The sequence below is a fragment of the Alteraurantiacibacter aestuarii genome, from assembly GCF_039523595.1.
Classification (GTDB): Bacteria; Pseudomonadota; Alphaproteobacteria; order Sphingomonadales; family Sphingomonadaceae; genus Alteraurantiacibacter; species Alteraurantiacibacter aestuarii.
Window position 1 is genome coordinate 1,529,941 of record NZ_BAAAFP010000002.1, and the last position, 25,536, is coordinate 1,555,476.

A 25,536-nucleotide genomic window follows, 5' to 3' on the forward strand; every position below is an offset into this window, starting at 1 on the left:
CTCCGTCGGGAAATAGTGCGTGTGTTTATGCGCAGCCCCTACCGCAGGTGCGCCTGCATTCTAAGCAGAAATGCGGTTGCAGTCGCAACTGCGCCGCAAAAGCGCAGGCTCAGCTGCCATCCAGCGCCAGCAGCACGCGCCCGGCGACATCGGCAATCAGCCCCGCCCAGCGCGCCTGACCGGCCCTGGTGGCGATCAGGTCATTGCGTATCTCGATCGCGCAATAGGGCCGTCCATGCGCCTCTGCATGGCGGTTCATCGTGGCGTTGAGCTGCTTGCCCGAATAAGGCTCATTATCGCCGACAGTGCAGCCAAGCTCGCCCAGCAGGCGGATGGCGTGGCGGGCGGCGCGATCATCCTGGTTATACAGCAGGGCAATTTCCCACGGGCGCGGCGCTGGCGCGCTTTCAAGGCTGGGCGTGAAGCTGTGGATGGAAAGGATCAGGCGCGGGTCCGCATTGTCCAGCCATTTGCCCAGCGCATCGTGATAAGGGCGGTAATAGCGATCCAGCCGCCCTTCGCGGTCTGCGCCGATGTTGCCGGGGATCAGTATGCCGTCGCTCGTCTGCGGGATCAGGCCGGGCGAATCCTCCTCCCGGTGGAGGTCGATCACCAGCCGGCTGATCTGCGCCAGATGGGCGGGAATGCCATGACGGCGCGCCATCCGTTCGGTCACGCCCGCAGCGCCAATGTCCCAGGCGATATGCTTTTCCATCGCCTGTGCCGAAACGCCGAGCTGGATATCGTCGGGCACATGGTTGGATGCGTGATCGCACACGGTCACGATGCTGGCGCGGCCCTGTTTGCCGATCTGGCGGTAGGATGGTTCGCTCACCTGAGATGTCCTTGCATTTGCCACCAGCCGGGGTGGTCCCGTGCGATCGCCTGCGCGGCCCGCGCCAAGGCCTCATCATCGCGAAACAGACCAAAGCAGGTCGCGCCTGACCCCGACATCCGGGAGAGGAATGCGCCATTTGCGGCAATGGCATCCAGCACGGCGGCGATTAGGGGCACCAGCGCGATGGCAGGCGCTTGCAGGTCATTGCGCCCTTCTTGTGCGATTTGCGATACCGCACCTGTTGGCAAGGGACCGAGGTCCCGGCCATCCCAGGCGGCGAACACCGGGCCTGTGGAAAGCGGAATGCGTGGATTGACTAGTAAGACCGCGCAGCCCGTCAGGTCGCTTTCAATGGGTTCCAGTTCGGTGCCCGTGCCGCGACCCACACAGGTGACGCTGTCCACGCAGGCGGGGACATCGGCGCCAAGCCGTGCGGCACGATCCTGCCAGTCATCGGGCAGACCATGAGAGTCTTTGACCATACGGAAAATCGCCCCCGCATCGGCCGATCCCCCGCCAAGTCCGGCGGCCACGGGCAGGTTCTTCTCCAGCGACACACACAGTCCGTCGCCATGCGGCAGCGCGGTGAGCGCCCTGGCGACGATATTATCGAACGGATCGGTCAACGAGCCTGCAAATTCGCCGGTGACTTCCAGCCGGTCCGCCTCGCACGAATGGGCAACCAGCCGGTCCCCCGCATCGACAAAGGCGAACACCGTCTCCAGCTGGTGATAGCCATCATCGCGCCGCGCGCGGACGTGCAGCGCCAGATTGATCTTGGCAAAGGCGGTTTCGGTCAGGCGCAAGCCGCTTGTCTCACATGTTCGGATAGGTCGGGCCGCCGCCGCCCTCGGGCGTGACCCAGTTGATGTTCTGCGTGGGGTCCTTGATGTCACAGGTCTTGCAGTGGACGCAGTTCTGCGCGTTGATCACCAGCCTTGGCTCGCCTTCCTCCAAGCCGACATATTCATAGACGGCGGCCGGGCAATAGCGCGCCTCCGGTCCTGCATAGAGCGGCCAGTTGATGCGCTGGGGAACGGCGGGGTCCTTCAGCTGCAAGTGGCAGGGCTGGTCCTCTGCATGGTTGACGCCGGAGAGATAGACCGAGGACAGGCGATCGAAGCTGATCACCCCGTCAGGCTTGGGATAGGCGATGGGCTGGAACAGATCGGCGCGCTGCGTGGCCTTGGCATCGGTGTGGTGCCCCAGTGTGAACGGCAGGCCGATTTTCAGCGTGCGCAGCCACATGTCGATACCGGCCAGCGCGGTGCCCAGCCCCTCGCCAAACCGGGCGACCAGCGGCTGCGCGTTCCTGACCTTCTGCAACTCATCGGCGATCCAGCTTGATCGCACGGCTGCGTCATAGCTCGCCAGTTCGTCGTTCTCACGCCCGCCCGCAATCGCCTCGGCGATGCTGTCGGCCGCCAGCATGCCGCTTTTCATGGCGGTATGAGTGCCCTTGATCCGCGGCACATTCACGAACCCGGCTGAGCAGCCGATCAGCGCGCCGCCGGGGAATGCCAGCTTCGGAACACTCTGCCAGCCGCCCTCATTGATCGCCCGCGCACCATAGGACACGCGCTTGCCGCCTTCGAGCACTTCTCGGATTGCGGGATGCTGCTTCCAGCGCTGGAATTCCTCAAACGGGCTGACGTAGGGATTGGCGTAATCGAGCGCGGTGACGAAGCCGAGCGCCACTTGCCCATCCGCCTGATGGTAGAGGAAGCCACCGCCCCAGGTGTCACTTTCGGACAGTGGCCAGCCCTGCGTGTGGATCACCCGTCCCGGTTCATGTCTGGCGGAATCGATATCCCACAATTCCTTGATCCCCAGGCCATAGACCTGCGGCTGGCAATCCGCTTCGAGATCAAACTGCGCCTTCATCCGCTTGGTCAGATGGCCACGAGCGCCCTCCGCAAACAGCGTATATTTGGCATGCAGTTCCATGCCTGGCTCATAATCGGGCTTGTGCGAGCCATCGGCGGCCACGCCCATGTCCTGCGTCGCCACGCCCATGACATGGCCCGCATCGTCATACAGCACCTCGCTGGCGGGAAAACCGGGGAATATCTGTACGCCCATTTCCTCGGCCCGCTCTGCCAGCCAGCGGGTGAGATTGCCCAGCGAGCCGGTGTAGTTGCCCTTGTTGGACATCAGCGGCGGCAAAGCCAGATGCGGCATCGCCCATGTGCCCGTACGGGTCAGCACCCAGTGGAGGTTCTCGCTCACCGGAACCTCTGCCAGCGGACAGGTTTCGCGCCAGTCGGGCAGCAATTCATCCAGCGCGCGCGGATCGACCACCGCGCCCGACAGGATATGCGCGCCCACTTCCGCGCCCTTTTCCAGCACCACCACTTCCAGCTGGTCATTCAGCTGTTTCAGGCGGATGGCGGCAGAAAGCCCCGCGGGACCCGCGCCCACGATCACGACATCAACCGGCATGCTTTCACGCTCACTCATGCCGCCACCTTTTCTTTCGACACTACTGGCTCTTCCGACACTTCAGGCCATTCCATAACAGGGTAGATCATGCTCAAGGGACTTGATCGCTGGCTGGCGGGAGGTCAAGACCGGTACAAAGGACCCCTATGGATAGCCGCCCGCCCCTGACCCTTGCCGAGCAATATGTGGCCGCCTGCGATTGGTGGCGCGAAGCGGGCGTGGATCAGGATTTCAACGATGTAGCCGAACCATTCCTGCAAGAGCCGGAACAGCAGGCCGAGAAGGTGGCGGCGCCTGCCCTGAAGGCCGCCGAACCTGAACTGCCGAAAGTTGGCGGTGCGCGAGAGAGCTGGCCCACAACGCTCGAAGATTTTGCCGGCTGGTGGATGAACGAACCCAGTCTGGACGAGGCACCTGCCGAAAGCCGCGTGGCTCCGCGCGGCGCGGCCAATGCGGATGTGATGGTGATCGTCCCCATGCCGGAGGCCGATGACAGTGATACCCTGCTTGCCGGCCATCACGGCAAATTGATCGCCAATATGCTGCGCGCGATGGAGGTGCCTGCGGACAAGGCCTATTTCGCCTCCGCCCTGCCGCGCCACATGCCGCTGGCCGGGTGGGACGATCTGCACGCTGCCGGGCATGGCGAAGTGCTGCTTCACCACATTGCCCTGTGTGCGCCTGTCCGGGTTATCGTGCTGGGCCGCGATATATTGACTGTGCTGGGACAGGAAAAGCGACAAGGCGTGTGTGAAATCGCCCTGCCCGCAGGATCGATTCATGTCCTGGCAAGCTTCGAAGCGGAGAATCTGATCGCGAATGCACGGCTGCGCGCGGATCTGTGGCGCCGCTGGCTCGACTGGACAGGGAAAGCATGAAGAAACTGATCGTTGCAGCGCTGGCATGCCTGTCGGCAGGTGTTGCAACTCCGGCGCTGGCACAGGCCTCGCGCGATTATTTCGTGGCCCATATCGCCCGCAACGATGCCCCGCGCCAGCTGAGCGAAAGTGACGCGGCCTATTACCGCTCCGTTTTCCGCGCCATCGACCGGGAGAACTGGAGCGAGGTCACCCAACTCTTGAGCGAGAGGGATAGCGGGCTGCTGCATCCAATCGCCCGCGCCAGATATTACCTGCATGCACGCTCCCCGCGCGTAGAGCTGCCGCAAATCCTCGAATGGCTGGAACAGGGCCGCAATCTGCCGATGGCAGCGCAAATGGCGCGGCTGGGCATGACACGCGGGGCGGACGCCATGCCCAGCCTGCCTTCCGAGAACACCATTCGTTCCGCCGGTGAATTCCCGCGCCGCGTGCGGCCCGCCACCGTCAACGATGGCACCATGCCGGACGGTGTGCGCGCGGCCATCCTCAGCGCCATTTCCAATGACGATCCCGGCGGTGCGCGCCAGTTGCTTGACGGGGTGGATGCCTCGCTCAGCCCGGAAGCCCGGGCAGAATGGCGCCAGCGCGTTGCATGGTCCTATTTCATCGAGAACATGGATCCGCAGGCGCTGGCCATGGCCCGCACCGTTACCGAAGGAAGCGGCGCGTGGGTGGCAGAGGGCGAATGGGTACAGGGCCTTGCCGCATGGCGCCTGAACGATTGCGATGAAGCCACGCAGGCCTTCCGCCGCTCCGCCTTCCAGGCGCAGAACGTGGAACTGCGCGCAGCCGCGCTTTACTGGGCCAGCCGCGCCGCACTGCGATGCCGCCAGCCGCAACTGTCGGCGCAATTGCTGGGCGAAGCGGCCAGCAATGACGAGACGCTTTATGGCATGCTGGCGACCGAACAGCTGGGCCGTGCCCTGCCCCCGCGCGTTTCACAGGCAGATCTGTCCGATGATGACTGGCGCCAGATCGGGCAATTGGAGAATGTCCGCATCTCTGTCGCACTGGCGGAAATTGGCGAGGAGGATCTGGCCAGCGAAGTCCTGCTGCATCAGGCGAAGATCGGCGATCCGTCGCATTATGCGCCGCTTTCCCGCCTCGCGCGCGATCTGGGCCTGCCGCAGACGCAGCTGTACATGGCCTATAACGCGCCTTCTGGGGGCCGCGCCGATCCGGCCAGTTTTTACCCCACGCCGCGCTGGACTCCGTTGACCGGCTGGCGTGTCGATCCCGCGCTTGCCTATGCGCATATCCTGCAGGAATCGAACTTTCGCGCCAATGCCCGCAGTCCGGCCAATGCGCAGGGGCTGATGCAGATCACGCCGATTACCGTGCAGCAGCACGCCCCGCGGCTGGAAATGTCCGCCAGCCAGGTCGATATCTTCGATCCGCGCACCAACCTGGCATTCGGCCAGCGCAATCTGGAGATGTTGCAGGAAAATCCCGTCACCCATGACAAGCTGCCAAAGATCATGGCGGCCTATAACGCCGGCCTTTCCCCGGTTACCCGCTGGGAGAGCGAGGTTCGCGATATGGGCGATCCGCTGCTGTACATGGAGGCCATTCCCTATTGGGAAACGCGCGGATATGTTGCCATCGTGATGCGCAATTACTGGATGTATGAGCGGCAGGCCAACGCCGCCTCCCCCAGCCGCATGGCGCTGGCGCAGAACGCATGGCCAGCCTTTCCCCAGACGAATGACGGCAGTGGCCGCGTCTACCTTTCAGCAGAAGGCGAATAATGGCCATTGATACAAAACGCACGTTCAGGCCCATCAACATCGCCCTGCTGACTGTGTCGGACACGCGCGGCCCGGATGAGGATACATCGGGCGATCTGCTGGCGGAGCGCATAACCTCCGCCGGGCACAAGCTCACCGCGCGCACGATCCTGAAGGACGATGCCGACCTGATCGAGGTGCAATTGCGCGCGTGGATGGCCGATCCGCAGGTCGATGCGGTGGTTTCGACCGGCGGCACCGGACTGACCGGGCGCGACGTGACGCCCGAAGCGCTGGACCGGGTGAAGACCCGCGAAATTCCCGGTTTTGGAGAGCTGTTCCGCTGGGTCAGCTTCAAGACCATCGGCACGTCCACCATACAGTCCCGCGCCTGCGCGGTGGTGGCGGACGGCACCTATATCTTCGCCCTGCCCGGTTCCAACGGAGCGGTCCGCGATGGGTGGGACATGATCCTGTCCGAACAGCTCGACAGCCGCAACAGGCCGTGCAATTTCGTGGAACTGATGCCGCGCCTCAAAGAGGTCTGAGCCTCTTCACAAGTCCATCTGTTCCATATATGTTCTCACTTCATCATGGCTGCGAGAACATCATCCACAACCGGGCGCGGTGCCCAAAGCGCGGCTGTGCCGCAACGCTTTGGCCTGGCTGAAAGGCTGGTTGACGATGACTGGCGCGATGCCATGCGCGCGCTGGATGGCGACCCTCCAAAATTGCGGACCACCGTCACACAGGAACATCCCAAATCCATCCTCACCTTCAACCAGTCGCCCGATATCGGCTTTGACCGGTCCATCAATGCCTATCGCGGCTGCGAGCATGGCTGCGTCTATTGCTATGCCCGGCCCAGCCACGCCTTTCTCGACCTGTCACCCGGCCTTGATTTCGAAACGCAGCTGTTTGCCAAGCCGAATGCCGCGCAATTGCTGCGCGCAACGCTGGCCCGGCCCCGATACGTGCCCCGCCCGATTGCGATGGGGACCAATACCGATCCTTACCAACCGATAGAGAAGACCTATCGCATCACCCGCAGCCTGCTGGAACTGTGTCTCGAAACCCGGCACCCTGTCACCATCACCACCAAGAGCGACCGTGTGCTACAGGACATCGATATCCTGCAGGAAATGGCCGCGCATGATCTGGTAGCGGTTTCGCTATCGGTGACTTCGCTCGATCCCGTGCTGTCCGGCAGGCTGGAGCCGCGCGCGTCATCGCCCGCCAAGCGGATGCAGGCGCTGGCGCAGCTGGTGAGCGCGGGCATCCCCGCCCATTGCGCGGTGGCCCCGGTCATTCCGGCCATCACCGATTGCTTCATGGAGGAGATTATCGCCACGGCAGCGTCGCATGGCGTGCAGTCAGTGGGCTGGATCATGCTGCGCCTGCCGCATGAAGTTTCGCCCCTGTTCCGTGAATGGCTGGACGTCCACTTCCCCGAGCGCGCAGGCAAGGTGATGGGGATCGTGCAATCGGTGCGCGGCGGGCGGGACAATGACCCGGCCTTCTACAGCCGTTTTCGCCCCAGCGGCGTGTGGGCAGACCTGTTCCGCGCGCGGTTCCGCCTCGCCTGCCGCAAGGCCGGGATCAGCAGGCACAAGTTCACGCTGGATTGCAGCCGGTTTCGCCCGCCCTCGCTGGACGGGCAATTGTCACTGCTGTGAAGATATCACCGTCAGGCGACCAGCTTCAGCGAAGGCCCGCGCCGTGGCCGCAGCGAGACATTGCTGAGCCCGGGGACCAGCGAAAGCTGATCCACCAGATCGCCGCCCAGCGCGAAATCGCGGCCAAGCCGCAGGCGGGGGTTCTCCTCCTCGCCGATCATCAGTCGCACCACCACTTCGCCGTGGCCGGCCTTGCCCTCGCTCAATGCCGCCCTCAGCGCATCGAGCGCAGCTTCCTGATGCACCTCCAGCTCCAGCAGCATGCGCGATGTGGAGGTCACTTCCGCCAGCGGACGCGCGCCGCGCACGGTGACGCGCGGCGGTTCTTCGGGACTGGGCGAATCCAGCTCCACGTTGAGCAACACGCAGGTGCCATCTGCCGCCCAGCGCTGAAAATTCTCGACCAGGCTCTCCTCAAAGCAAGCTGCGCTGAACTGGCCGGTTGAATCGGAAAAATCGGCGCGGATGAACTCACCCCCGCGCTTTGTGCGGCCCTTGCTGACGCTTTCCACCATCGCGGCCATCACTGCCGGCTGGCGGCCATTGGCAACGCCCGATTCCATCAGCGAGCCATAGTTGCGCGCGCCGTTGGCAGAGGCGATCATCCGGTATTCCTCCACCGGATGGGCGGCGAAGTAGAAGCCGAAGGTCTCGCGCTCGGCCGCCATCTGCTCGGTACGTTTCCATTCCGGTGCGTCGACCAGTCGCAGCGATGGCTCCTCGTGATCCTCCCCGCCGAACAGGCCTGCCTGCCCGCTGGTGCGCTCACGCGTGGCGGCCTCTGCCACGGCCAGCAGCATGTCGGCATTGGCGAGCACCTTGGCGCGGTTCGGCTCCATACTGTCAAACGCGCCCGCGCCTGCCAGACCTTCCAGCTGGCGACGGTTCATCGCCCCTGCGGGCATGCGTCCGAACAGGTCTTCCAGACTGGTGAATTTGCCATTCGCCTCACGCTCGGCAACGATGGCGTTCATCGCCTTTTCGCCAACATTGCGAATGCCCGCCAGCGCATAGCGCACCGCGTGGCCCTCATCGGTCTGCTCCACGGTGAACTCGCCCTCGCTGGCGTTCATGTCCGGACCCATCAGCGCAATGCCGTTCTTGCGCATGTCATCGACGTAGATAGACAGCTTCTCCGACTGGTGCATGTCGAAGCACATGGAGGCGGCGTAGAATTCTTCCGGGTAATGCGTCTTCAGCCAGCCGGTCTGATAGGACAGCAGCGCATAGGCGGCGGCGTGCGATTTGTTGAAGCCATAGCCTGCAAACTTGTCGATCAAGTCGAACAGAACGTTCGCCTCTTTCGATTCAATGCCTGATATCTCCTTGCAGCCATCGACAAAGCGCTGGCGCTGGGCATCCATTTCGGCCTGAACCTTCTTGCCCATCGCGCGGCGCAGCAGATCGGCATCGCCCAGCGAATATCCGGCCAGGATCTGCGCGGCCTGCATCACCTGTTCCTGATAGACGAAGATGCCATAAGTCTCGGCCAGAATGCCTTCCAGCCTGGGGTGCGGATATTCGATCGGCGCTTCGCCGTTCTTGCGCTTGCCGAACAGCGGGATGTTGTCCATCGGACCCGGCCGATAGAGCGAGACGAGGGCGATGATATCCTCAAACTTGGTCGGGCGAACGGCAGCCAGCGTGCGGCGCATGCCTTCGGATTCCAGCTGGAACACGCCCACCGTATCGCCGCGCTTGAGCAGGGCGAAGACATCGTCATCGTCCCACGGCAGGTTTTCCAGCTCCACGGTGATCCCGCGCTTGGCCAGCAGGTCCACCGCCTTGCGCAGCACGGACAGGGTCTTGAGACCGAGGAAGTCGAACTTCACCAGCCCGCTTTCCTCGACATATTTCATGTCGAACTGCGTAACCGGCATGTCCGATCGCGGATCGCGGTAGAGCGGCACCAGCTGCGACAGAGGCCTGTCACCGATCACCACACCGGCGGCATGGGTGGAGGAATTGCGCGGGAAGCCTTCCAGCTGCAACGCCAGATCCACCAGCCGCTTCACCTCGGTATCGTTGTCATATTCGCGCTTGAATTCCGATATGCCATTCAGCGTGCGCGGCAGCGTCCACGGATCGGTGGGATGGTTGGGCACCATCTTGGTCAGCCGGTCCACCTGGCCATAGGGCATTTGCAGGATGCGCCCGCAATCGCGCAGCACGGCGCGCGCCTTCAGCTTGCCGAAAGTGATGATCTGCGCGACCTTGTCCTGCCCGTAGCGATCCTGGACATAGCGGATCACTTCGCCGCGCCGCGTTTCGCAGAAATCGATATCGAAGTCGGGCATGGACACGCGTTCCGGGTTGAGGAAGCGTTCGAACAGCAGCCCCAGGCGGATCGGGTCGAGATCGGTAATGGTCAGCGCCCATGCCACCAGCGATCCTGCACCCGAGCCGCGTCCCGGTCCCACGGGAATGCCCTGCGCCTTGGCCCATTTGATGAAGTCGGCAACGATCAGGAAGTAGCCGGGAAAGCCCATGCGGGTGATGACTTCGATCTCGAAATCGAGCCGGTCGACGTAGGTTTTCAGCTCCTCGTCGGTCATCTCCTCATAATGTTCGAGGCGCGCGGCCAGACCCTTGTGCGCGTCCTGCGCCAGCAGCTTGATCTCGCCTTCCAGATCGCCGGCAAGGCTGGGCAGGATCGGCTTGCGGCGCGGCGGCGCAAAGGCGCAGCGCTGGGCAATCACCAGCGTGTTTGCGGTCGCTTCGGGCAGGTCGGCAAACAGCTCCTCCATCATCGACGCCGTCTTTACGAAAGCCTCGGGTGAGGAACGCGGCCGATCCGCGCTGTCGATCTGGCTGGAATTGGCGATGCACAGCATGGCGTCATGCGCGCCGTGCATATGCGGTTCGGCATAATTGGCGGGGTTCGTGGCCACCAGCGGCAGGTTTTCGCGGTAGGCCAGTTCGATCAGGCCTTCCTCCGCCGCTTCCTCCACCGCGTCACCGCGCCGCGCCAGCTCAATATAGAAGCGCCCCGGAAACAGGCATGCCAGATGCATGGCCATGGCCTGTGCGCGGGTTTCCTTACCGTCCGCGAGCAGCCGGGCAATTGCCCCCTCGCCCGCACCGGACAGGGCGATCAGACCATCCGTATGACCCTCCAGATCGGCCAGTGCGACATGCGGGTCCAGTTCCAGCGGGCGATCGAGGTGGGCGCGGCTGACCAGGTGGCACAGGTTCTGCCAGCCATCATTGTCCTGCGCGAACAGCGGCAGATAATCGATGGGGCCATCCACCGCCCGCGCAACACCCACAAGCGCGCCGATGATGGGCTGTATCCCCTCACCCTTGCAGGCGGAGGCAAAGGCGGTGGAACCGTAAAGCCCGTTGCGATCGCAAATGGCGATGGCGGGAAAACCGCGCTCCTTCGCCAGCTGCGCAATCGCCTTGGGATCAATTGCCCCTTCCAGCATCGAATAGCTGGAGAGCACGCGCAAAGGGACAAAGGGAGCAAAGGCCATGCCCGCAGATTAGCCCTTATCGCCGCAAGGGCAATTGCCGCAGCGCCGCTGTCCGCAGGCTTTTCACCAGCCTATTCGCCCGCAGCCGCCTTGGCCGCGGCGATCTTGCGACGGGTGTCGCGAATGGTCGACCACGCACCGTAAACAACCAGCACGGCAAGGAATATCCACACCCACACCGGAATATTGCGGCCAGCTATGGCAAGGTAGAGATAGGCGGACACGAAGAAGAACCCTGCCAGCATGGTGGGCACGACGGTGGAGCGATGCGCCCTCGCGCGCGTCACCAGCCAGGTGATGGAGGCAAGGAAGAACGGAATGGCGCCGACATAGATCGCGCCGAAAACCCACGGGTTAACGCCGTAATTCTCTCCCAGAGAGAGAAACCAGTCCTGAAATGCTTCTATCATGTGCCTTGATCCTGCGTTTGTGCCCGCCGGGCAATACGGCCCAAGTGCTGCGCCGGTTACTTTGGGCCAGTTACTATGGGCCGGTTACTGGGCGCGTGGACGATAGACCAGATCGAAGCTGTCCTGCCACGTAAGCCCATGATCGAAGGACACCTGCCCATACTGGCGCACGGAGCCATCCGCATTGGGCGTGTAGGACATGCGCACCAGCCCATCCACACCCGGCCCGTTGATATCGGCCCAATAGCCGCTGATCACCATCACATCGCCAACCAGCCCGCCTTCAAACTCCACCGTAGTGCCGCTGGAATCGATCCACAGCTGGTGCCAGCGTCCGGTCTCCACATCGAGGCGGTTGAGGCTGGAGCCGCCCTGCCCCTGCAGTGGCATCCATTGTTCGCGCACTGCGCAGCCATTGTGCAGCCGCTGGATGGAGCTTCGCGCCACCTGGTCACCGCCGCCATTGGGGAACACGTCCCATTCGCCGACCCAGAAATCGAACTGGCCATGTGCTTCACTGGCGCAAGGTTGGGGCGATGGCGACGTGGCTGAATTCTGGGCCTGAACCTGAGCCTGTGTCTGGGCCTGAGCTGTTGCCGCCTGCAGCAGCAACAGGCTTGCGGCGAATGCGAACATGTCTGCTCTCCGTTGCGGCCCGCCTATTCCAGCCGGCCCTCATGCAAGCGTACCACACGGTCCATTCGCGCGGCCAGAGCCTCGTTATGCGTGGCCACCAGCGCGGCGCTGCCCTTGCCGCGAACCAGTTCGATAAACTGGCCGAAGACCTTTTCCGATGTGGTTTCGTCAAGATTGCCCGTCGGCTCATCGGCAAGCACCAGCTTGGGCGAATTGATCAGCGCGCGGGCCACGGCCACGCGCTGCTGTTCGCCGCCGGAAAGCTGGCTGGGCCGGTGTTCCAGACGGTGTTCCAGCCCCAGCGTGGTGAGCAGTTCGCGTGCATGCTCGGCTGCCTCGGCGCGGGTCTTGCCCACCAGCATCTGCGGGATGATGACGTTTTCCTGCGCGTTGAAATCGGGCAGCAGGTGATGGAACTGATAGACAAAGCCCAGATGATCGCGGCGCAGTCTGGTACGTTCGGATGCGCTCATCTTGCTGGCATCGTGTCCGGCCAGTTCGATCACGCCGGAAAACCCGCCTTCCAGCAAGCCAACAGCTTGCAGCATGGTGGATTTGCCCGATCCCGAAGGGCCGAGCAGCGCCACGATTTCTCCCGGAGCGATATCGAGATCGACACCGCGCAGGACCTCGATCACTTCGCCGCCCTGTTCGAAATTGCGGGCCAGGCCGCGCAGGCGGACAATCGGGGGGTTACTCATAACGCAGCACCTCCACCGGATCGGTATTGGCCGCGCGATAGGCAGGATAGAGCGTTGCCAGGAAGCTGAGCCCCATCGCCATGCCGGCAATGGCGATGATTTCCACCGGATTTACCCGGGCAGGCAGCTCTGTCAGAAAACGCACTTCGGGGTCCCACAAAGTGACGCCCATGATGAATTCAATGCCCGTGACAATCGGCTGGCGGAATATCAGCACGATGAAACCCAGCGCCAGGCCGGCAAATGTGCCCAGCGCGCCAATCACCGATCCGGTGGTGACGAAGATCTTGAGCAGGCTTTTGCGCGTGGCCCCCATGGTCCGCATGATGGCGATGTCGCGGGTCTTGGACCGCACCAGCATCACCAGCGATGACAATATGTTGAAGGCGGCAACCAGCACGATAATGCCCAACGCGAAGGCCATTGCCACCCGTTCCACCTGAAGCGCCTCGAACAGCGATGAGTTCAGGCTCTGCCAGTTGGTCACCACGGCACGGCCGGACAGGCTCTCTGCCAGCGGCGCCATGATGTCCTCCACGCGGTCGGCATTTTCGGTTGTCACCTCGATCATGCCGACGGAATTGCCCATCATCAGCAAGGTCTGCGCCGCAGGCAGCGGCATGACCACGAAGCGCTCGTCAAAATCATACACGCCCACTTCGAAGATGGCGGTGATGGTATAGCCGATCTGGCGCGGCATCGTGCCCATCGGGGTAGAGCGCCCCTGCGGATTGATGATGGTGATCGTGTCACCCAGCCGCGCGCCGATGTTCAGCGCCAGACGCGATCCGATGGCGACATTGCGCAGGTCGGGTTGCAGCGTATCGAGATTGCCCATCAGTACATTGGGGCGCAGCCGCTCAATATCTTCGGGCAGATTGCCGCGCACCAGCACAGCCTCCGCCCGGCCATTGAATGTGGCAAGCAGGGGCTGGTCGATCAGCGGGGATGCGCGGGTGACGCCGGGCGTGGCGCGCACCTGCGCCAGGATCTCCTCCCAGTCTTCCATCCTGCCGCCATAGGGTTGCACGATTGCATGGCCGTTCAGCCCGGTGATGCGTTCAAGCAGCTCTGCCCGAAAGCCGTTCATCACGCTCATCACGATCACCAGCATGGCGACCGAGAGCATGACAACGCCGATGGAGATTGAGGCCACAAGCGCAATCACTGCCTCCCCGCGGCCGGGAAGCATATAGCGCTTGGCGATGGTCCATTCGAAGGGGGAGAGGATCAAGATTGTATCTTTATCTGATGTCTGGCGACGGAGGCGCCTGTTTAGGTTCGCCCATCAATCGTGGCAACTGATTTGCCGTTAACCATCTCATTACCCGTTGCGGCCTATCAGGCCGTGTGAACAGATTAACTCTCCAGAAAGCACATTTACTGGTCCGCCATCTGCCGCGCCAGTCAAGCTCACGGCTTGGAACGGCGGCGCTGGTGGTGATGCTGGCACTTGCCGCGATGCTCGCCGTGTCCAGCTGGCTGACATTCACTTCAAGCGCGGAGCAGCGCCGGGCGGAATACTGGGAGAGCCATACGCGCACCGTGCTCGAACATACGGCAACCTTGCGCATCGCGGTAATGAGCACGATGCGCGGTGAGCGCGGATATCTGCTGACCCATGATCCTGAATTTCTCAAACCCTATATCGAAGGCCGAAACCAGATTGCCGGGGTTACCGATAGCCTGAAGCAGGAGTTTGCCAACAGCCCCCAGAAGCTGGCGCGACTGGCCATGCTGGAGGAAAAGATCGACCTCCACCTTGGGAAGATGGCCCAGCTGATCGCCCTGGTGGCGCGGGGCCAGCATGAAGAGGCCGTCCGCCGAACCAGGGCCGGCGAGGACCGCAGCACGATAGAGGGCATCTTCACACCGCTTTCCGCGTTCGAGAGCGAAGAAGTCAAGCTGCTGGAAGAGCGCGTGCAGATTGCTGACATCGCCTCCGAGCGGTCAGCCAGCTTTGAACGCCTGCTGGGCATGGTTGGCGTTTTGCTGCTGATAATCGGCGCATTGGCCAGCATCGCTCTGCGCCGGTCGCTGGCGCGGGAGGCAAGGGTTTCAGCCGAGCTGCGCCGCATAGCCACCACCGATGAACTGACAGGACTGGCAAACCGGCGCGAGTTGCTGGGATCGCTGGACCGGATGATGGGGGGCGCCCGGCGCAACAAGCGTCCGCTGTCCGTGGCAATCCTTGATATCGATCGCTTCAAGCTGGTGAACGACACATACGGCCATCCGGCAGGCGATGAGGTGATCCGCAGGGTCGGACAGATGGCCGTAGAGGTCATGCGCGATCAGGATCTTGTGGGCCGGCTTGGCGGTGAGGAATTCGTCATCGCCTTTCCGGAATGCCGGGCAGCCGAAGCCGTTGCCGCATGCGAGCGCCTGCGCGCTGCCATCGCCGCCCTGCACATCATCCTGCCCGATGGTTCGGTGATGGGAATAACCGTGAGCTCAGGCGTGGCCCAGCTGATCGAGGGCGATGACCGAAACCACCTGATTGCCCGGGCAGATGAAGCCCTTTACATCGCCAAGCAGAACGGCCGCGACCAGGTCCGCCTGGCCGCGTAACACCGCATATCGCGCGTTCGAGTGACGCGCGGGACTGGAGCGACAAGCCCTAGGGCCGGTCGCGGTCGGCGATGCCGGGGATGTCCGGTTCGATATCTGCCAGCTCAGGCTCATGCACTTCCACAATGCCCTGCGCCATATGGCTGTGGCGGCGGCTGTAGAGCGCGTAGATCACAAAGCCGATCACGGTCCAGATCGGCAGCATCAGCATGGCCGCCAGCGGCAGGTTGAGGAACAGGAACACGCAGCCCAGCACCGTCAGCGGGCCAATCACCACAAGGCCCGGAACGCGGAAACTGCGTTCGCGTGCGCCGTCACTCTTGCGCAGGATCATCACCGCTACCGCCACCATGGCAAAGGCATAGAGCGTGCCCGCATTGGCGATATCCGCCAGCTGGCCTACGGGGAAAAATGCCGCCCCAATCGCCACCAGCACGCCAGTGATCGCGGTCACCACATAAGGGGTCTTCCATTTGGGATGCACCTTGGACAGGCCATCGGGCAGCAGGCCATCGCGGCTCATGACGAAGAAGATGCGGGTCTGGGCATACAGCAGCACCAGAATCACCGAAGGCAACGCCAGGATCGCGGCATAGCCCAGCATATTGCCGATTGCGCCAAAGCCGATCTGCCGCAGGACATGGGCCAGCGCCTCGTTCGAACAGACCAGTGCATCGGCATATTGCGGCATCGCGCATTGCAGGGCCAGCTGTTCGGACCCTGCGGGAAAGGGAATGCCGCCCGGCCCCATGATCGGTTGCCCGCCAATGGTGCCAATCGCGCCCGCAGCCACCAGAATATAGAAAATGGTGCAGAACAGCAGCGATCCAACCAGCCCGATCGGCACGTTGCGCTGCGGGTTCTTGGTCTCCTCCGCCGCGGTGGAAACAGCGTCAAATCCGACATAGGCGAAGAAGATCGTCGCCGCGGCCCCCACCGCGCCAACGCCCGTACCCCAGCCGCCAAACACGCCCGCAGGCAGGAACGGATTGAAGCGCTCAACCTCGAATTCGGGACTGGTGAAAGTCAGCGCGATGAACACCGTCAGCGCAGTCACCTTGATCAGCACCAGCACGGCATTGACCCGTGCGCTTTCGCTCGTCCCGATCATCAACAGCCACGTCACCAGCAAGGCAATGATGAAGGCGGGCAAATTGATCAGCCCGCCGGGCGCGCCGCCCAGAGCCAGAGGCCCTGCGGTGAGCGATGCCGGCAGCGAGATGCCGAATGTATCGTGCAGGATCGTGCCGGTGAAATAGCCCGACCAGCCAACTGCCACGGCAGAGGCGGCGATGGCATATTCCAGCACCAGCGCCCAGCCGACGGTCCAGGCAAGAAACTCGCCCATGGTGGCATAGCTATAGGTGTAGGCGGACCCTGCGACCGGGATCATGGAGGCGATTTCGGCATAGCAGAGCGCGGCCACGATGCACACGGCGCCCGCGATCACGAATGCCAGCATCAGGCCGGGTCCTGCCTTTTGCGCGCCCGCCGCAGTCAGCACGAAAATGCCGGTGCCGATGATGCAGCCAATGCCGAACAGCATCAGCTGGAATCCGCCCAGCGATCGGTGGAGGCTCTTTTTTTCAGCTACTGCAAGGATAACGTCGAGTGGTTTGACACGGTCAAGGAACATTGAGTTCGTCCTCTGGGGCCGCAGCAGACTCGCCTGCTCCACCTTCCCCGAACCACGCTGTTTATATCATTCGAAATCGCCGGCAATCGGGATTCTGATGCCGGTGTCATCCCCCGCGCAGTAGCGTGACGCCCCAGTCGCGCTCCAGCAGATACAGCAGTACGCGCGCAGCCTGCCCGCGTGCGCTCTCCAGCGCTGCATCGCGTTCGACCAGCAGCCTGGCATCATCATTGGCCATTTGCAGCATGCGGGTGATCTGTTCCAGCGTGGCGATTGTGAACGGCGTGTCGCCGCTCTGGCGTGTGCCGAGCAGTTCGCCACCGCCGCGCAGGCGCAGGTCCTCCTCCGCCAGCAGGAAGCCGTCCTGCGTCTCTCGCATCAGGGCAAGCCGCGCGCGGCCGGTTTCGGACAGCTCCCCGCCGCGCAGCAGCAGGCAGGTGCTCTTTTCGCTGCCACGCCCCACCCGGCCGCGCAGCTGGTGCAGCTGGGCCAGGCCAAAACGCTCTGCCTGTTCGATCACCATCAGCGTGGCATTGGGCACATCGACACCCACCTCGATCACCGTGGTGGCCACCAGCAGTTTGGCCTCTCCGGCGGCAAAGCGGGCCATGCCGGCATCTTTCAACTCAGGCGAAAGCTGGCCGTGGACCAGCACCACATCATTGCCGAAACGATGCTTGAGCGCGGCATAGCGCGCCTCGGCGGCGGCCATGTCCTCATTCTCGTTCTCACGCACCATCGGGCATACCCAATAGGCCTGCTGGCCGCTCGCCAGATGCCGCTCCACCCCGTCCACGACATCGGCGATCCGCTCGGCGGAAATCACCCGCGTATCGATCGGCTGGCGTCCGGGCGGCATTTCGTCGAGGCGGCTGACTTCCATCTCGCCATATTGCGCCAGCGTCAGCGTGCGCGGGATCGGCGTTGCCGTCATGGAAAGGGTGTGCGGCGTGCGCTTGCCCTTCTGCGTCAGCAACAGCCGCTGGCTGACCCCGAAGCGGTGCTGCTCGTCAATAACGACAAGGCCCAGATTGCGGTAGTTCACCGTGTCCTGAAAGATCGCATGGGTGCCGACGATGATCTGGATCGAGCCATCGACCAGCCCCATCAAGATGCTCTCCCGCGCCCTGCCCTTGTCGCGACCGGTCAGCAGGGCGATTTCCACCCCGGTGGACTTGGCAAGATCGCGCAGCGTCTCAAAATGCTGACGGGCGAGGATTTCCGTGGGGGCCAGCAAAGCCGCCTGCGCACCTGCCTCCACAGCGGCCAGCATGGCTTCCAGCGCGACCACTGTCTTGCCCGATCCCACATCACCCTGCAGCAGCCGCAGCATCGGCGATTCCTGCGCCATGTTGCCGGTAATCTCGTCAATCGAGCGGCGCTGCGCCCCAGTGAGCTGGTATGGCAGCGCCAGCCTGTCTCGCAGCGATCCGTCACCTTGCAGGGGTTGGCCCTTGCGCCGCTTGTTGGCCGCCCTCACCAGCATAAGCGCCAGCGAATTGGCGAACAGCTCATCATAGGCGAGCCGGTCGCGCGCCGCCTGATCCTCGCCCTTGTGCGCCAGCACCAGCGCATCGCGCCAGGAGGGCCATTTCTCGCGTGCCAGCAGGCCCGGCTCTATCCATTCGGGCAGTTCGGGCGCCGCCTCCAGCGCCTGCGCCACCATGCCCGCCACGCGCGGCTGGGTCAGCCCTTCGGCCAGGCGATAGACGGGTTCGGTCAGCTTGCCCGCCAGCGCACCGCTGTGGTCCGCCACATGGTCCGGATGAACGATCTGCAGCATGTCGCCATAACGATCGAGCCGCCCGGCTACCCAGCGCTTCTCGCCCACCGGCAGCTGCTTCTTCGCCGTATAGCTGGCGCGCCCGAAATAGGTGATGGCGCAGATATTGCCCGCCTCATCCTGCGCCAGAACGCGGTACGGCCCGCGCCCGGTGCCGCTGGCGCGATGTTCCACCGGAGTCAGGGCGACCACGATCTGCTCACCCTCCCCCGCTGCATCCAGATTGGCGACGGCGTGGCGGGTGACGAAACGTTCGGGCAGGTGATAGGCCAGATCGCGCAGCCGGGTCAGACCCAGCTTGTCCAGCGGCTTCTTCAGCTTGGGACCGACACCATCGATGGAATCGGTTTCGGCAAACAGGGGGCTGAGAATGTCGGGACGCATGAGAGGACCCTAGCCGATTGGCGCGCTGCGCGGTAGGAGGTGTGGATGAGCAATCCGCCTGAAATCACCATCCGTCTCGCCCGCATGAAATTCCGCTCCTGGCATCGCGGCACGCGAGAGGCGGATTACATGATCGGCGGCTTCTTCGATCGCTATCATGGCGGGTGGGGTGAGCAGGAAATCTGCTGGTTCGAGGATCTGCTGGACGCGGATGACGTCGATATCATGGCCTGGGCCCTGCAAACGCAGGATGCGCCGGAACGTTTCCACGGTCCGCTGCTCGACGCGATGCGAAAGCTCGATTACGTCTCCATCTGATTGGCCTAACCGGCTTGCCCTGAAGGCGCGCTTTCAATAGGGCGCATGGCTCTTATCCATCTGAACCCGCCTGCGACCTTTCCCGAAAATCGCCGGCGGGCAATTGCGCGTGGCTGGAACACGTGCGCGTCCGAAAGTTCTTGGCCAACAATGCCCGATTTTGACCGCATCCTCGCCGCCCGGCAGCCGCTCACCCTCGCCAGCGTTGCACGCGGAGCGCAGCCACTGGTGCTGGCCGATCTGGCGCGCGCGGCAAAGGGCCGCGCGGTGTTCATCGCGCCCGATGAGCAGGCGATGCGGGCGATCACCGATGCGGCGCAATTCTTCGCGCCCGAACTGCAGGTTATCGAATTTCCGGCGTGGGATTGCCTGCCCTATGACCGCGCAAGTCCGGCCCTTGGCGTATCCGCGCGGCGATTGTCCGCGCTGTTCCAGCTGCAATCGGGCGCCAGCGGCAATCAGCTGCTGGTCACCACCATCAACGCCGTGCTGCAACGCGTGCTCACCCCGTTCCGCATCCGCGAGGCTGTGCGGGAGCTGAAACCCGGCACGCAGATCGGCCACCAGAGCCTGTCCGCCCTGCTCCAGCGGCAAGGCTACACACGCACCGATACGGTGGTCGACACGGGCGAATTCGCCGTGCGCGGATCGATCTTCGACATTTACCCGTCCGGCCTTGATGGCGGACTGCGGCTGGATTTCTTCGGGGATGAGCTGGAAAGCCTGCGCCTGTTCGATCCTGCCACGCAGCGCACCACCGGCATTCTGGAAAGTCACCTGCTGCTGCCCGCCAGCGAGGCTTTGCTGGACGATGCCACGATCAAGCGCTTTCGCAGCCATTACCGCGAGCAGTTTGGCGCCACCGCCACGCAGGACCCGCTCTATACAGCGGTCAGCGAAGGCCGCCGCCTGGCAGGCATGGAACACTGGCTGCCGCTGTTTGAGGACAAGCTGGCCACATTGTTCGATTACCTGACCGGCGATGACATCATCGTGATCGATTCCGGCGCCGCAACCGCCGCGCAGGAGCGGCTGTCCGACATTGCCGACTATCACAAGCAGCGCCGCGAAGTGTCCGGGCAGGCCGCCGGCAGCTTCCGCCCGCTGGAAACCGCCTCGCTCTATCTAACAAGTGAGGAACTAACCGCCGCCAGCGCCGCCGCGCCGATCCACCGATCGGTGATATTTGCCGAGCCGGAGAGCGACAAGGTCATCGATTTCGGCTTCCGCTCGGCGCGCGATTTCACGCCGGAACGCTCCGCCGGGCGCAATACTTATGAGGCCGCCGCCAGCTATTTCAGCGATCTGGGCAAGAGCGGCAAGCGCGCCTTGTTCGCCGCCTATTCCGAAGGATCGCGCAGCCGCATCGCCTCCATTCTGGGCGAAGCCGGAACGGACATGGTGCTGGCCACCAGCTGGCAGGATGCGCTGGGCAAGGCCGTGCCGAACAAGTCCGGCAAGGCCAGGCCGGTGGCGATGGTGCTGCCGCTGGATACCGGCTTTGCCAATGACGAGCTGGAGCTGATTACCGAGCAGGACCTGCTGGGTGACCGGCTGGTCCGCCGCCGCAAGAAGAAAAAGGATTCCGACGCCTTCCTGGCCGAATTGCAGGCGCTGCGGCGCGGCGATCTGGTGGTCCACGTGGATCACGGCATCGGCAAATATATCGGCCTTGAGCCCATCAACGTGGGCAAGAGCCAGCATGATTGCGTGCGGCTGGAATATCACGGCGGCGACAAGCTCTATATCCCGGTCGAGAACATCGATGTGTTGTCGCGCTATGGCTCTTCCGAGGAAGGCGCCGCGCTGGACAGGCTGGGCGGCGAGGCGTGGCAGAAGCGCAGCGCCCGCCTGAAGGAACGCATTCGCGAGATTGCCGGCGAACTGATGCAGGTCGCCGCCGCCCGCGCCCTGCGCACCGCGCCCGTGCTGGAGGTGGACGAGAATTCCTACAACCAGTTTGTCGAGCGCTTCCCATGGGAGGAAACCGACGATCAGGACGCCGCCATCGATGATGTGCTGAAGGACCTTGCCTCAGGCCGCCCGATGGACCGGCTTGTGTGCGGCGATGTTGGCTTCGGCAAGACCGAGGTGGCCCTGCGCGCGGCATTCGTGGCGGCAATGGCCGGGCAGCAGGTGGCAGTGGTTGCCCCCACCACATTGCTCGCCCGCCAGCATTACCAGGGTTTCTGCGAGCGCTTCTCCGGCTTCCCGCTCAACATCGGCCGCCTGTCCCGCCTCGTCCCGCCAAAGGAGATGAAGGAAACGCGCGAAGGGCTGACAGAGGGCAAGATCGATATCGTCATCGGCACTCACGCGATCCTGTCCAAGAACACCAAGTTCAAGGATCTGGGCCTTGTGGTGGTGGATGAGGAGCAGCGCTTTGGCGTCACCCACAAGGAGAAGCTGAAACAACTGCGCGCCGATGTGCACGTCCTCACCCTGACCGCCACGCCCATTCCGCGCACGCTGCAAATGGCGATGAGCGGCCTGCGTGAGCTTTCCACGATCCAGACTCCGCCGGTCGATCGCCTCGCCGTGCGCACCTATGTGATGGAATGGGACGATATGGTTATGCGTGAGGCCCTGCTGCGCGAACATCACCGCGGCGGGCAGAGCTTCATCGTGGTGCCGCGCATTTCGGACATGGAAGCGGTGTCCGAATGGCTGCATGAGCATGTGCCGGAGATCAAGGCGGTCACCGCTCACGGACAGATGAGCCCAGGCGAAGTGGAAGAGCGAATGAGCGCCTTCTATGAGAAGAAATACGAGGTGCTGCTGTCCACCACCATCGTGGAAAGCGGGCTGGATATCCCCTCTGCCAACACCATCATCATCCACCGTGCGGACCGCTTCGGGCTGGCCCAGCTGTATCAGCTGCGCGGCCGCGTGGGGCGCGCCAAGATCCGCGCCTATGCCTATCTCACCACGGCCAGGGACACCGCGCTCACCGAAGTGGCGGAAAAGCGCCTGAAGGTGCTGGGCGATCTGGATAGTCTGGGGGCCGGTTTCCAGCTCGCCAGCCACGATCTGGACATTCGCGGCGCAGGCAATCTGCTGGGCGACGAGCAATCGGGCCATATTCGCGAAGTCGGTTTCGAACTTTACCAGGCGATGCTGGAAGATGCGATCCTGGCGGCCAAGGCGGGCGCGATGGGCCTGTCACGCCAGAGCGAGGGCCTCTCCCCGCAGATCACCGTCGATGCGCCGATCATGATACCGGAAGACTATGTCCCCGATCTGGCCGTGCGCATGGCGCTTTACCGCCGCCTCAACGATGCCAAGGACAAGCCCGAGATCGAGAGCATGGCGGCCGAAATGATCGACCGTTTCGGCGAATTGCCGCAACCGACCAAGAACCTCATCCGCCTGATCGAAATCAAGCATCAGGCCATCGACGCCTGCATCGCCAAGATCGACGTGGGCGCGCGCGGCACGCTGGTCACTTTCCACAATGACAACTTCCCCGATCCGGTGGGGCTGCTGGCCTATGTCGACAGGCTCAACGGCACCGCCAAGCTGCGCCCGGACATGAAACTGGTGATCAACCGCGCATGGGGCGATCCCGAAAGCCGCCTGAACGGCCTGTTCCAGCTGACCAAGGGCCTGAGCGGCGTGGCCAAGAGGGCGGCAAAGAAGGGATAGGCGGCGGGTGGGTTAACCTCTGGCCAGCTTTGCGAACTCCCCTGCCCCCATCGCTTTCGCGCCGAGGAAGCCCTGCCACGTGTCGCAGCCTTCGCTGGTGATGGCGGCGCGCTGGTCCGCAGTCTCGATCCCTTCGGCGATGACCGACAGTTCCAGCGCATGGGCCATGGCGATAATTCCGCGCAGCACGGCCAGGTCGCGCGGGTCCTGCGCTATGCCGTCCACCATCGCGCGATCCAGCTTGAGGTAATGCAGCGGCAGGACCTTGAGGTAGTTGAAGTTGCAGAAGCCCGCGCCAAAATCATCCAGCGCGATGCGCATGCCCAGATCGACCAGTTCGCGCAGCCGTTGGGCAGACCGCTCAAGATCTCTCACCAGCGCCTGCTCGGTGATTTCCAGAGTCAGGCGCTTGGCGGAAATGCCGGTCTTGACCATCGCATCGGTGATGGAACGGACAAAATCGGCCTCACCCAGATCGGCGGCGGTCACGTTGATCGACAGCCGAAGATGATCGGGCCATGCCTTCGCCGCCTGCATCGCGGTTTCGCGCACGTGGCGCACAAGATCGGATGTCAATCCGGCCACATCGGCAATGGCGAACACCAGATCGCCCGATACCACCACATGTTCGGGCGATGTCCAGCGCACCAGCGCCTCTGCGCCCACCAGAGAGCCATCGGCGCAGGCGTATTGCGGCTGGAAGACAATCTCGACCTCGTGCCGCTCTATCGCGGCCGCCAGCGCATCTGACAGCGGGTGCTGATCAGTCATGCGGCGGTCACTTTTGTTGCGGCGTTCGGTCATGGGCATAGCTGATGTCATCAATCTCCACTGGCTGCCAGAACACAATTCGTCACCTGCCCTTGCGACGCGCGTTGCAAATCGGGACGCCGCTCCATAGGGTTGCATTCATGACCAGCAATGGCTCCGAACTGGATCTCGATCGGCTGGCGCTGCTTGCCTCTCCGACTGACCGCGCGAGGGAGGCGGCAGAGGCTCTGCGTGGCTGCACCAACTGGGTCCCGCTGGAGGAGGCTTCGGGCGTCGTCGTATTGGGCGGCGATGGCTTCATGCTCGATGCGCTGCACATCATGCTCGACCAGAACCGCATCCTGCCCGCCTATGGGTTGAACCTGGGCACGGTGGGCTTCCTGATGAACCGCTATCGCGGCTGCGACGGGCTGATGAAGCGCATCGCCAGGGCCAAGCCTGTCAGCGTGTGCCCGCTGCGCATGGAAGTGGTGACGCAGGATGGCAGGCGCGAAAGCTCCTGCGCCATCAATGAAGTCAGCCTGCTGCGTGAAACGCGCCAGACCGCCAAGATCGAAATCAGCGTGAATGACAAGGTGCGCATTCCGGAGCTGGCGGGCGACGGCGTGCTGCTGGCCACGCCGGTCGGCTCCACCGCATATAACCTGTCTGCCCACGGGCCGATCCTGCCACTCGATTCCCAGATGCTGGCGCTCACGCCGATCAGCCCGTTCCGCCCGCGTCGCTGGCGCGGGGCCATTCTGCCCGATCGCAGCAAGGTCAGCTTCCGCGTGCGCGAACCGGCCAAGCGCCCGGTTGCGGTGGTGGCGGACCAGAAGGAATATCGCGACATTGCCGAGGTGCATGTGGAGATTGCCCGCGACATGGAAATGACGCTGCTGTTCGATCCCGGCCATGCGCTGGATGAGCGGATCGTGGCAGAACAATTCATGGTGTAGCGATTGCCCGCAAACGGGTCTTGCCAAACCGGAATCACCCCCATATAGGCGCACTCCTGCCTTCGGGCTGCTCCCCGATAGCTCAGCGGTAGAGTAGGTGACTGTTAATCACTTGGTCGTTGGTTCGAATCCAACTCGGGGAGCCATTTTTCCTTGTCAGCCGAAGCAGACCCCACCGAAAGCGAGCTGTGCCTTGCTTGCGGCATGTGTTGTGACAACACGCTGTTCGGGCGGGTAATTTCCTCAGCCGAAGAAGCGCCGCAGCTGCGCGCGCTGGGCATTCAGGTCATCGAATATGACGATGGCGAATTCAGCTTCAACCAGCGCTGTCCCCGCCTTCGTGGCTTCAAGTGCGAAGTCTATCAATCGCGCCCGCACACCTGCCAGTCCTATGTGTGCGAAACGATCAATGCGCTGCGCGATGGCACCATCACCGGGCAGCAGGCGCAATCACGCATCACGCAGACCCTGGCGGCCAAGCGGGATCTGGCGCTGGCTATCGGCGACGAAAGAGACCCGCAGGAAGACCAGGCCGAAGCGCGCGCACGCGTGACCGAGGCGCTGGGCAAAGGCAAACGTGGCCACCAGCTGCCGGGCTTTGCCCCGCAGGCCATGGCACTGGAACGCCTGCTGGACCGCTGGTTTCGCGAAGACAGCTACAAGACCATGACCGGTTATGACGATATCTGACGATATCAGCGGG

At 63.3% G+C, this 25,536-nt stretch carries 20 protein-coding genes and 1 tRNA gene; 10 read left to right on the forward strand and 11 right to left on the reverse strand.

Annotated elements, in window-relative coordinates:
* Positions 1-109 precede the first annotated feature (109 nt).
* Genes ABDZ98_RS10950 through ABDZ98_RS10960 form a run of 3 tightly spaced genes read right to left on the reverse strand, consistent with a single transcriptional unit; the run spans position 110 to position 3,298 of the window.
* Positions 110-835 (reverse strand): N-formylglutamate amidohydrolase, encoded by a 726-nt coding sequence (locus ABDZ98_RS10950; RefSeq protein WP_343807648.1) that lies wholly within the window; start codon positions 833-835, stop codon positions 110-112.
* Positions 832-1,644, reverse strand: coding sequence for a 4-(cytidine 5'-diphospho)-2-C-methyl-D-erythritol kinase (locus tag ABDZ98_RS10955; protein WP_343807651.1), 813 nt, complete (start codon positions 1,642-1,644; stop codon positions 832-834). Before ABDZ98_RS10955 ends, ABDZ98_RS10950 begins: the two co-directional genes overlap by 4 nt.
* Before the next feature lie 10 nt (positions 1,645-1,654).
* Complete coding sequence (locus tag ABDZ98_RS10960) at positions 1,655-3,298, reverse strand: electron transfer flavoprotein-ubiquinone oxidoreductase (RefSeq protein WP_343807654.1); 1,644 nt, start codon at positions 3,296-3,298, stop codon at positions 1,655-1,657.
* A 128-nt stretch (positions 3,299-3,426) separates the two neighbouring features.
* Between ABDZ98_RS10960 and ABDZ98_RS10965 the strand changes: the two genes are divergently transcribed.
* From ABDZ98_RS10965 to ABDZ98_RS10980, 4 genes are read left to right on the forward strand one after another with little or no spacing between them, the layout of a single operon-like run.
* A complete protein-coding gene (locus ABDZ98_RS10965) occupies positions 3,427-4,158 on the forward strand; it encodes a uracil-DNA glycosylase family protein (protein WP_343807657.1) in 732 nt (243 codons plus the stop codon).
* The gene (locus tag ABDZ98_RS10970; protein ID WP_343807660.1) at positions 4,155-5,909 is read left to right on the forward strand and encodes a lytic transglycosylase domain-containing protein; all 1,755 of its coding nucleotides are present in this window, start codon (positions 4,155-4,157) and stop codon (positions 5,907-5,909) included. The genes ABDZ98_RS10965 and ABDZ98_RS10970 overlap by 4 nt, the downstream gene beginning before the upstream one ends.
* Positions 5,909-6,436, forward strand: coding sequence for a molybdenum cofactor biosynthesis protein B (gene moaB / locus ABDZ98_RS10975; protein ID WP_343807663.1), 528 nt, complete (start codon positions 5,909-5,911; stop codon positions 6,434-6,436). The genes ABDZ98_RS10970 and moaB overlap by 1 nt, the downstream gene beginning before the upstream one ends.
* Positions 6,437-6,481: 45 nt before the next feature.
* Positions 6,482-7,564, forward strand: a complete 1,083-nt coding sequence (locus ABDZ98_RS10980; RefSeq protein WP_343807665.1) for a PA0069 family radical SAM protein — start codon at positions 6,482-6,484, stop codon at positions 7,562-7,564.
* 11 nt (positions 7,565-7,575) lie between these two features.
* On the opposite strand, the gene dnaE is transcribed toward ABDZ98_RS10980, so the two are convergent.
* The 5 genes from dnaE to ABDZ98_RS11005 form a co-directional block, all read right to left on the reverse strand.
* Complete coding sequence (gene dnaE, locus ABDZ98_RS10985; RefSeq protein ID WP_343807668.1) at positions 7,576-11,040, reverse strand: DNA polymerase III subunit alpha; 3,465 nt, start codon at positions 11,038-11,040, stop codon at positions 7,576-7,578.
* Positions 11,041-11,111: 71 nt separating this feature from the next.
* Entirely contained in the window at positions 11,112-11,450 is a 339-nt protein-coding gene (locus ABDZ98_RS10990) for a hypothetical protein (RefSeq protein WP_343807671.1), read from the reverse strand.
* Positions 11,451-11,534: 84 nt separating this feature from the next.
* Positions 11,535-12,086, reverse strand: coding sequence for a hypothetical protein (locus ABDZ98_RS10995; protein ID WP_343807674.1), 552 nt, complete (start codon positions 12,084-12,086; stop codon positions 11,535-11,537).
* 23 nt (positions 12,087-12,109) lie between these two features.
* Entirely contained in the window at positions 12,110-12,787 is a 678-nt protein-coding gene (locus ABDZ98_RS11000) for an ABC transporter ATP-binding protein (RefSeq protein ID WP_343807677.1), read from the reverse strand.
* A complete protein-coding gene (locus tag ABDZ98_RS11005) occupies positions 12,780-14,021 on the reverse strand; it encodes a lipoprotein-releasing ABC transporter permease subunit (protein WP_343807679.1) in 1,242 nt (413 codons plus the stop codon). Before ABDZ98_RS11005 ends, ABDZ98_RS11000 begins: the two co-directional genes overlap by 8 nt.
* Before the next feature lie 116 nt (positions 14,022-14,137).
* Here ABDZ98_RS11005 and ABDZ98_RS11010 point away from each other — a divergent pair, with 116 nt between their 5' ends.
* Positions 14,138-15,358: a sensor domain-containing diguanylate cyclase gene (locus ABDZ98_RS11010; RefSeq protein WP_343807682.1), complete on the forward strand. Its 1,221-nt coding sequence runs from the start codon at positions 14,138-14,140 to the stop codon at positions 15,356-15,358.
* 49 nt (positions 15,359-15,407) lie between these two features.
* On the opposite strand, the gene ABDZ98_RS11015 is transcribed toward ABDZ98_RS11010, so the two are convergent.
* Both ABDZ98_RS11015 and recG read right to left on the reverse strand, forming a co-directional pair.
* Positions 15,408-16,994, reverse strand: a complete 1,587-nt coding sequence (locus ABDZ98_RS11015) for an amino acid permease (RefSeq protein WP_343807685.1) — start codon at positions 16,992-16,994, stop codon at positions 15,408-15,410.
* Positions 16,995-17,100: 106 nt separating this feature from the next.
* Positions 17,101-19,161, reverse strand: coding sequence for an ATP-dependent DNA helicase RecG (recG, locus tag ABDZ98_RS11020; protein ID WP_343807688.1), 2,061 nt, complete (start codon positions 19,159-19,161; stop codon positions 17,101-17,103).
* Positions 19,162-19,206: 45 nt separating this feature from the next.
* On the opposite strand from recG, the gene ABDZ98_RS11025 reads away from it, so the two are divergent.
* Entirely contained in the window at positions 19,207-19,479 is a 273-nt protein-coding gene (locus ABDZ98_RS11025; RefSeq protein ID WP_343807691.1) for an FAD assembly factor SdhE, read from the forward strand.
* 150 nt (positions 19,480-19,629) lie between these two features.
* Positions 19,630-23,124, forward strand: coding sequence for a transcription-repair coupling factor (gene mfd, locus ABDZ98_RS11030; RefSeq protein ID WP_343807694.1), 3,495 nt, complete (start codon positions 19,630-19,632; stop codon positions 23,122-23,124).
* 12 nt (positions 23,125-23,136) lie between these two features.
* Here the strand turns inward: mfd and ABDZ98_RS11035 are convergent, their stop codons facing one another.
* Positions 23,137-23,928 carry an EAL domain-containing protein gene (locus ABDZ98_RS11035; protein ID WP_343807697.1) on the reverse strand — a complete coding sequence of 264 codons (792 nt, stop codon included), beginning with the start codon at positions 23,926-23,928 and terminating at the stop codon, positions 23,137-23,139.
* 107 nt (positions 23,929-24,035) lie between these two features.
* Here ABDZ98_RS11035 and ABDZ98_RS11040 point away from each other — a divergent pair, with 107 nt between their 5' ends.
* The 3 genes from ABDZ98_RS11040 (at position 24,036) to ABDZ98_RS11050 (ending at position 25,523) form a co-directional block, all read left to right on the forward strand.
* Entirely contained in the window at positions 24,036-24,833 is a 798-nt protein-coding gene (locus ABDZ98_RS11040) for an NAD kinase (RefSeq protein ID WP_343807700.1), read from the forward strand.
* A 71-nt stretch (positions 24,834-24,904) separates the two neighbouring features.
* Positions 24,905-24,979: transfer RNA gene (locus ABDZ98_RS11045), tRNA-Asn, on the forward strand.
* A gap of 7 nt (positions 24,980-24,986) precedes the next feature.
* The gene (locus ABDZ98_RS11050) at positions 24,987-25,523 is read left to right on the forward strand and encodes a YkgJ family cysteine cluster protein (RefSeq protein WP_343807703.1); all 537 of its coding nucleotides are present in this window, start codon (positions 24,987-24,989) and stop codon (positions 25,521-25,523) included.
* Positions 25,524-25,536: the final 13 nt, after the last annotated feature.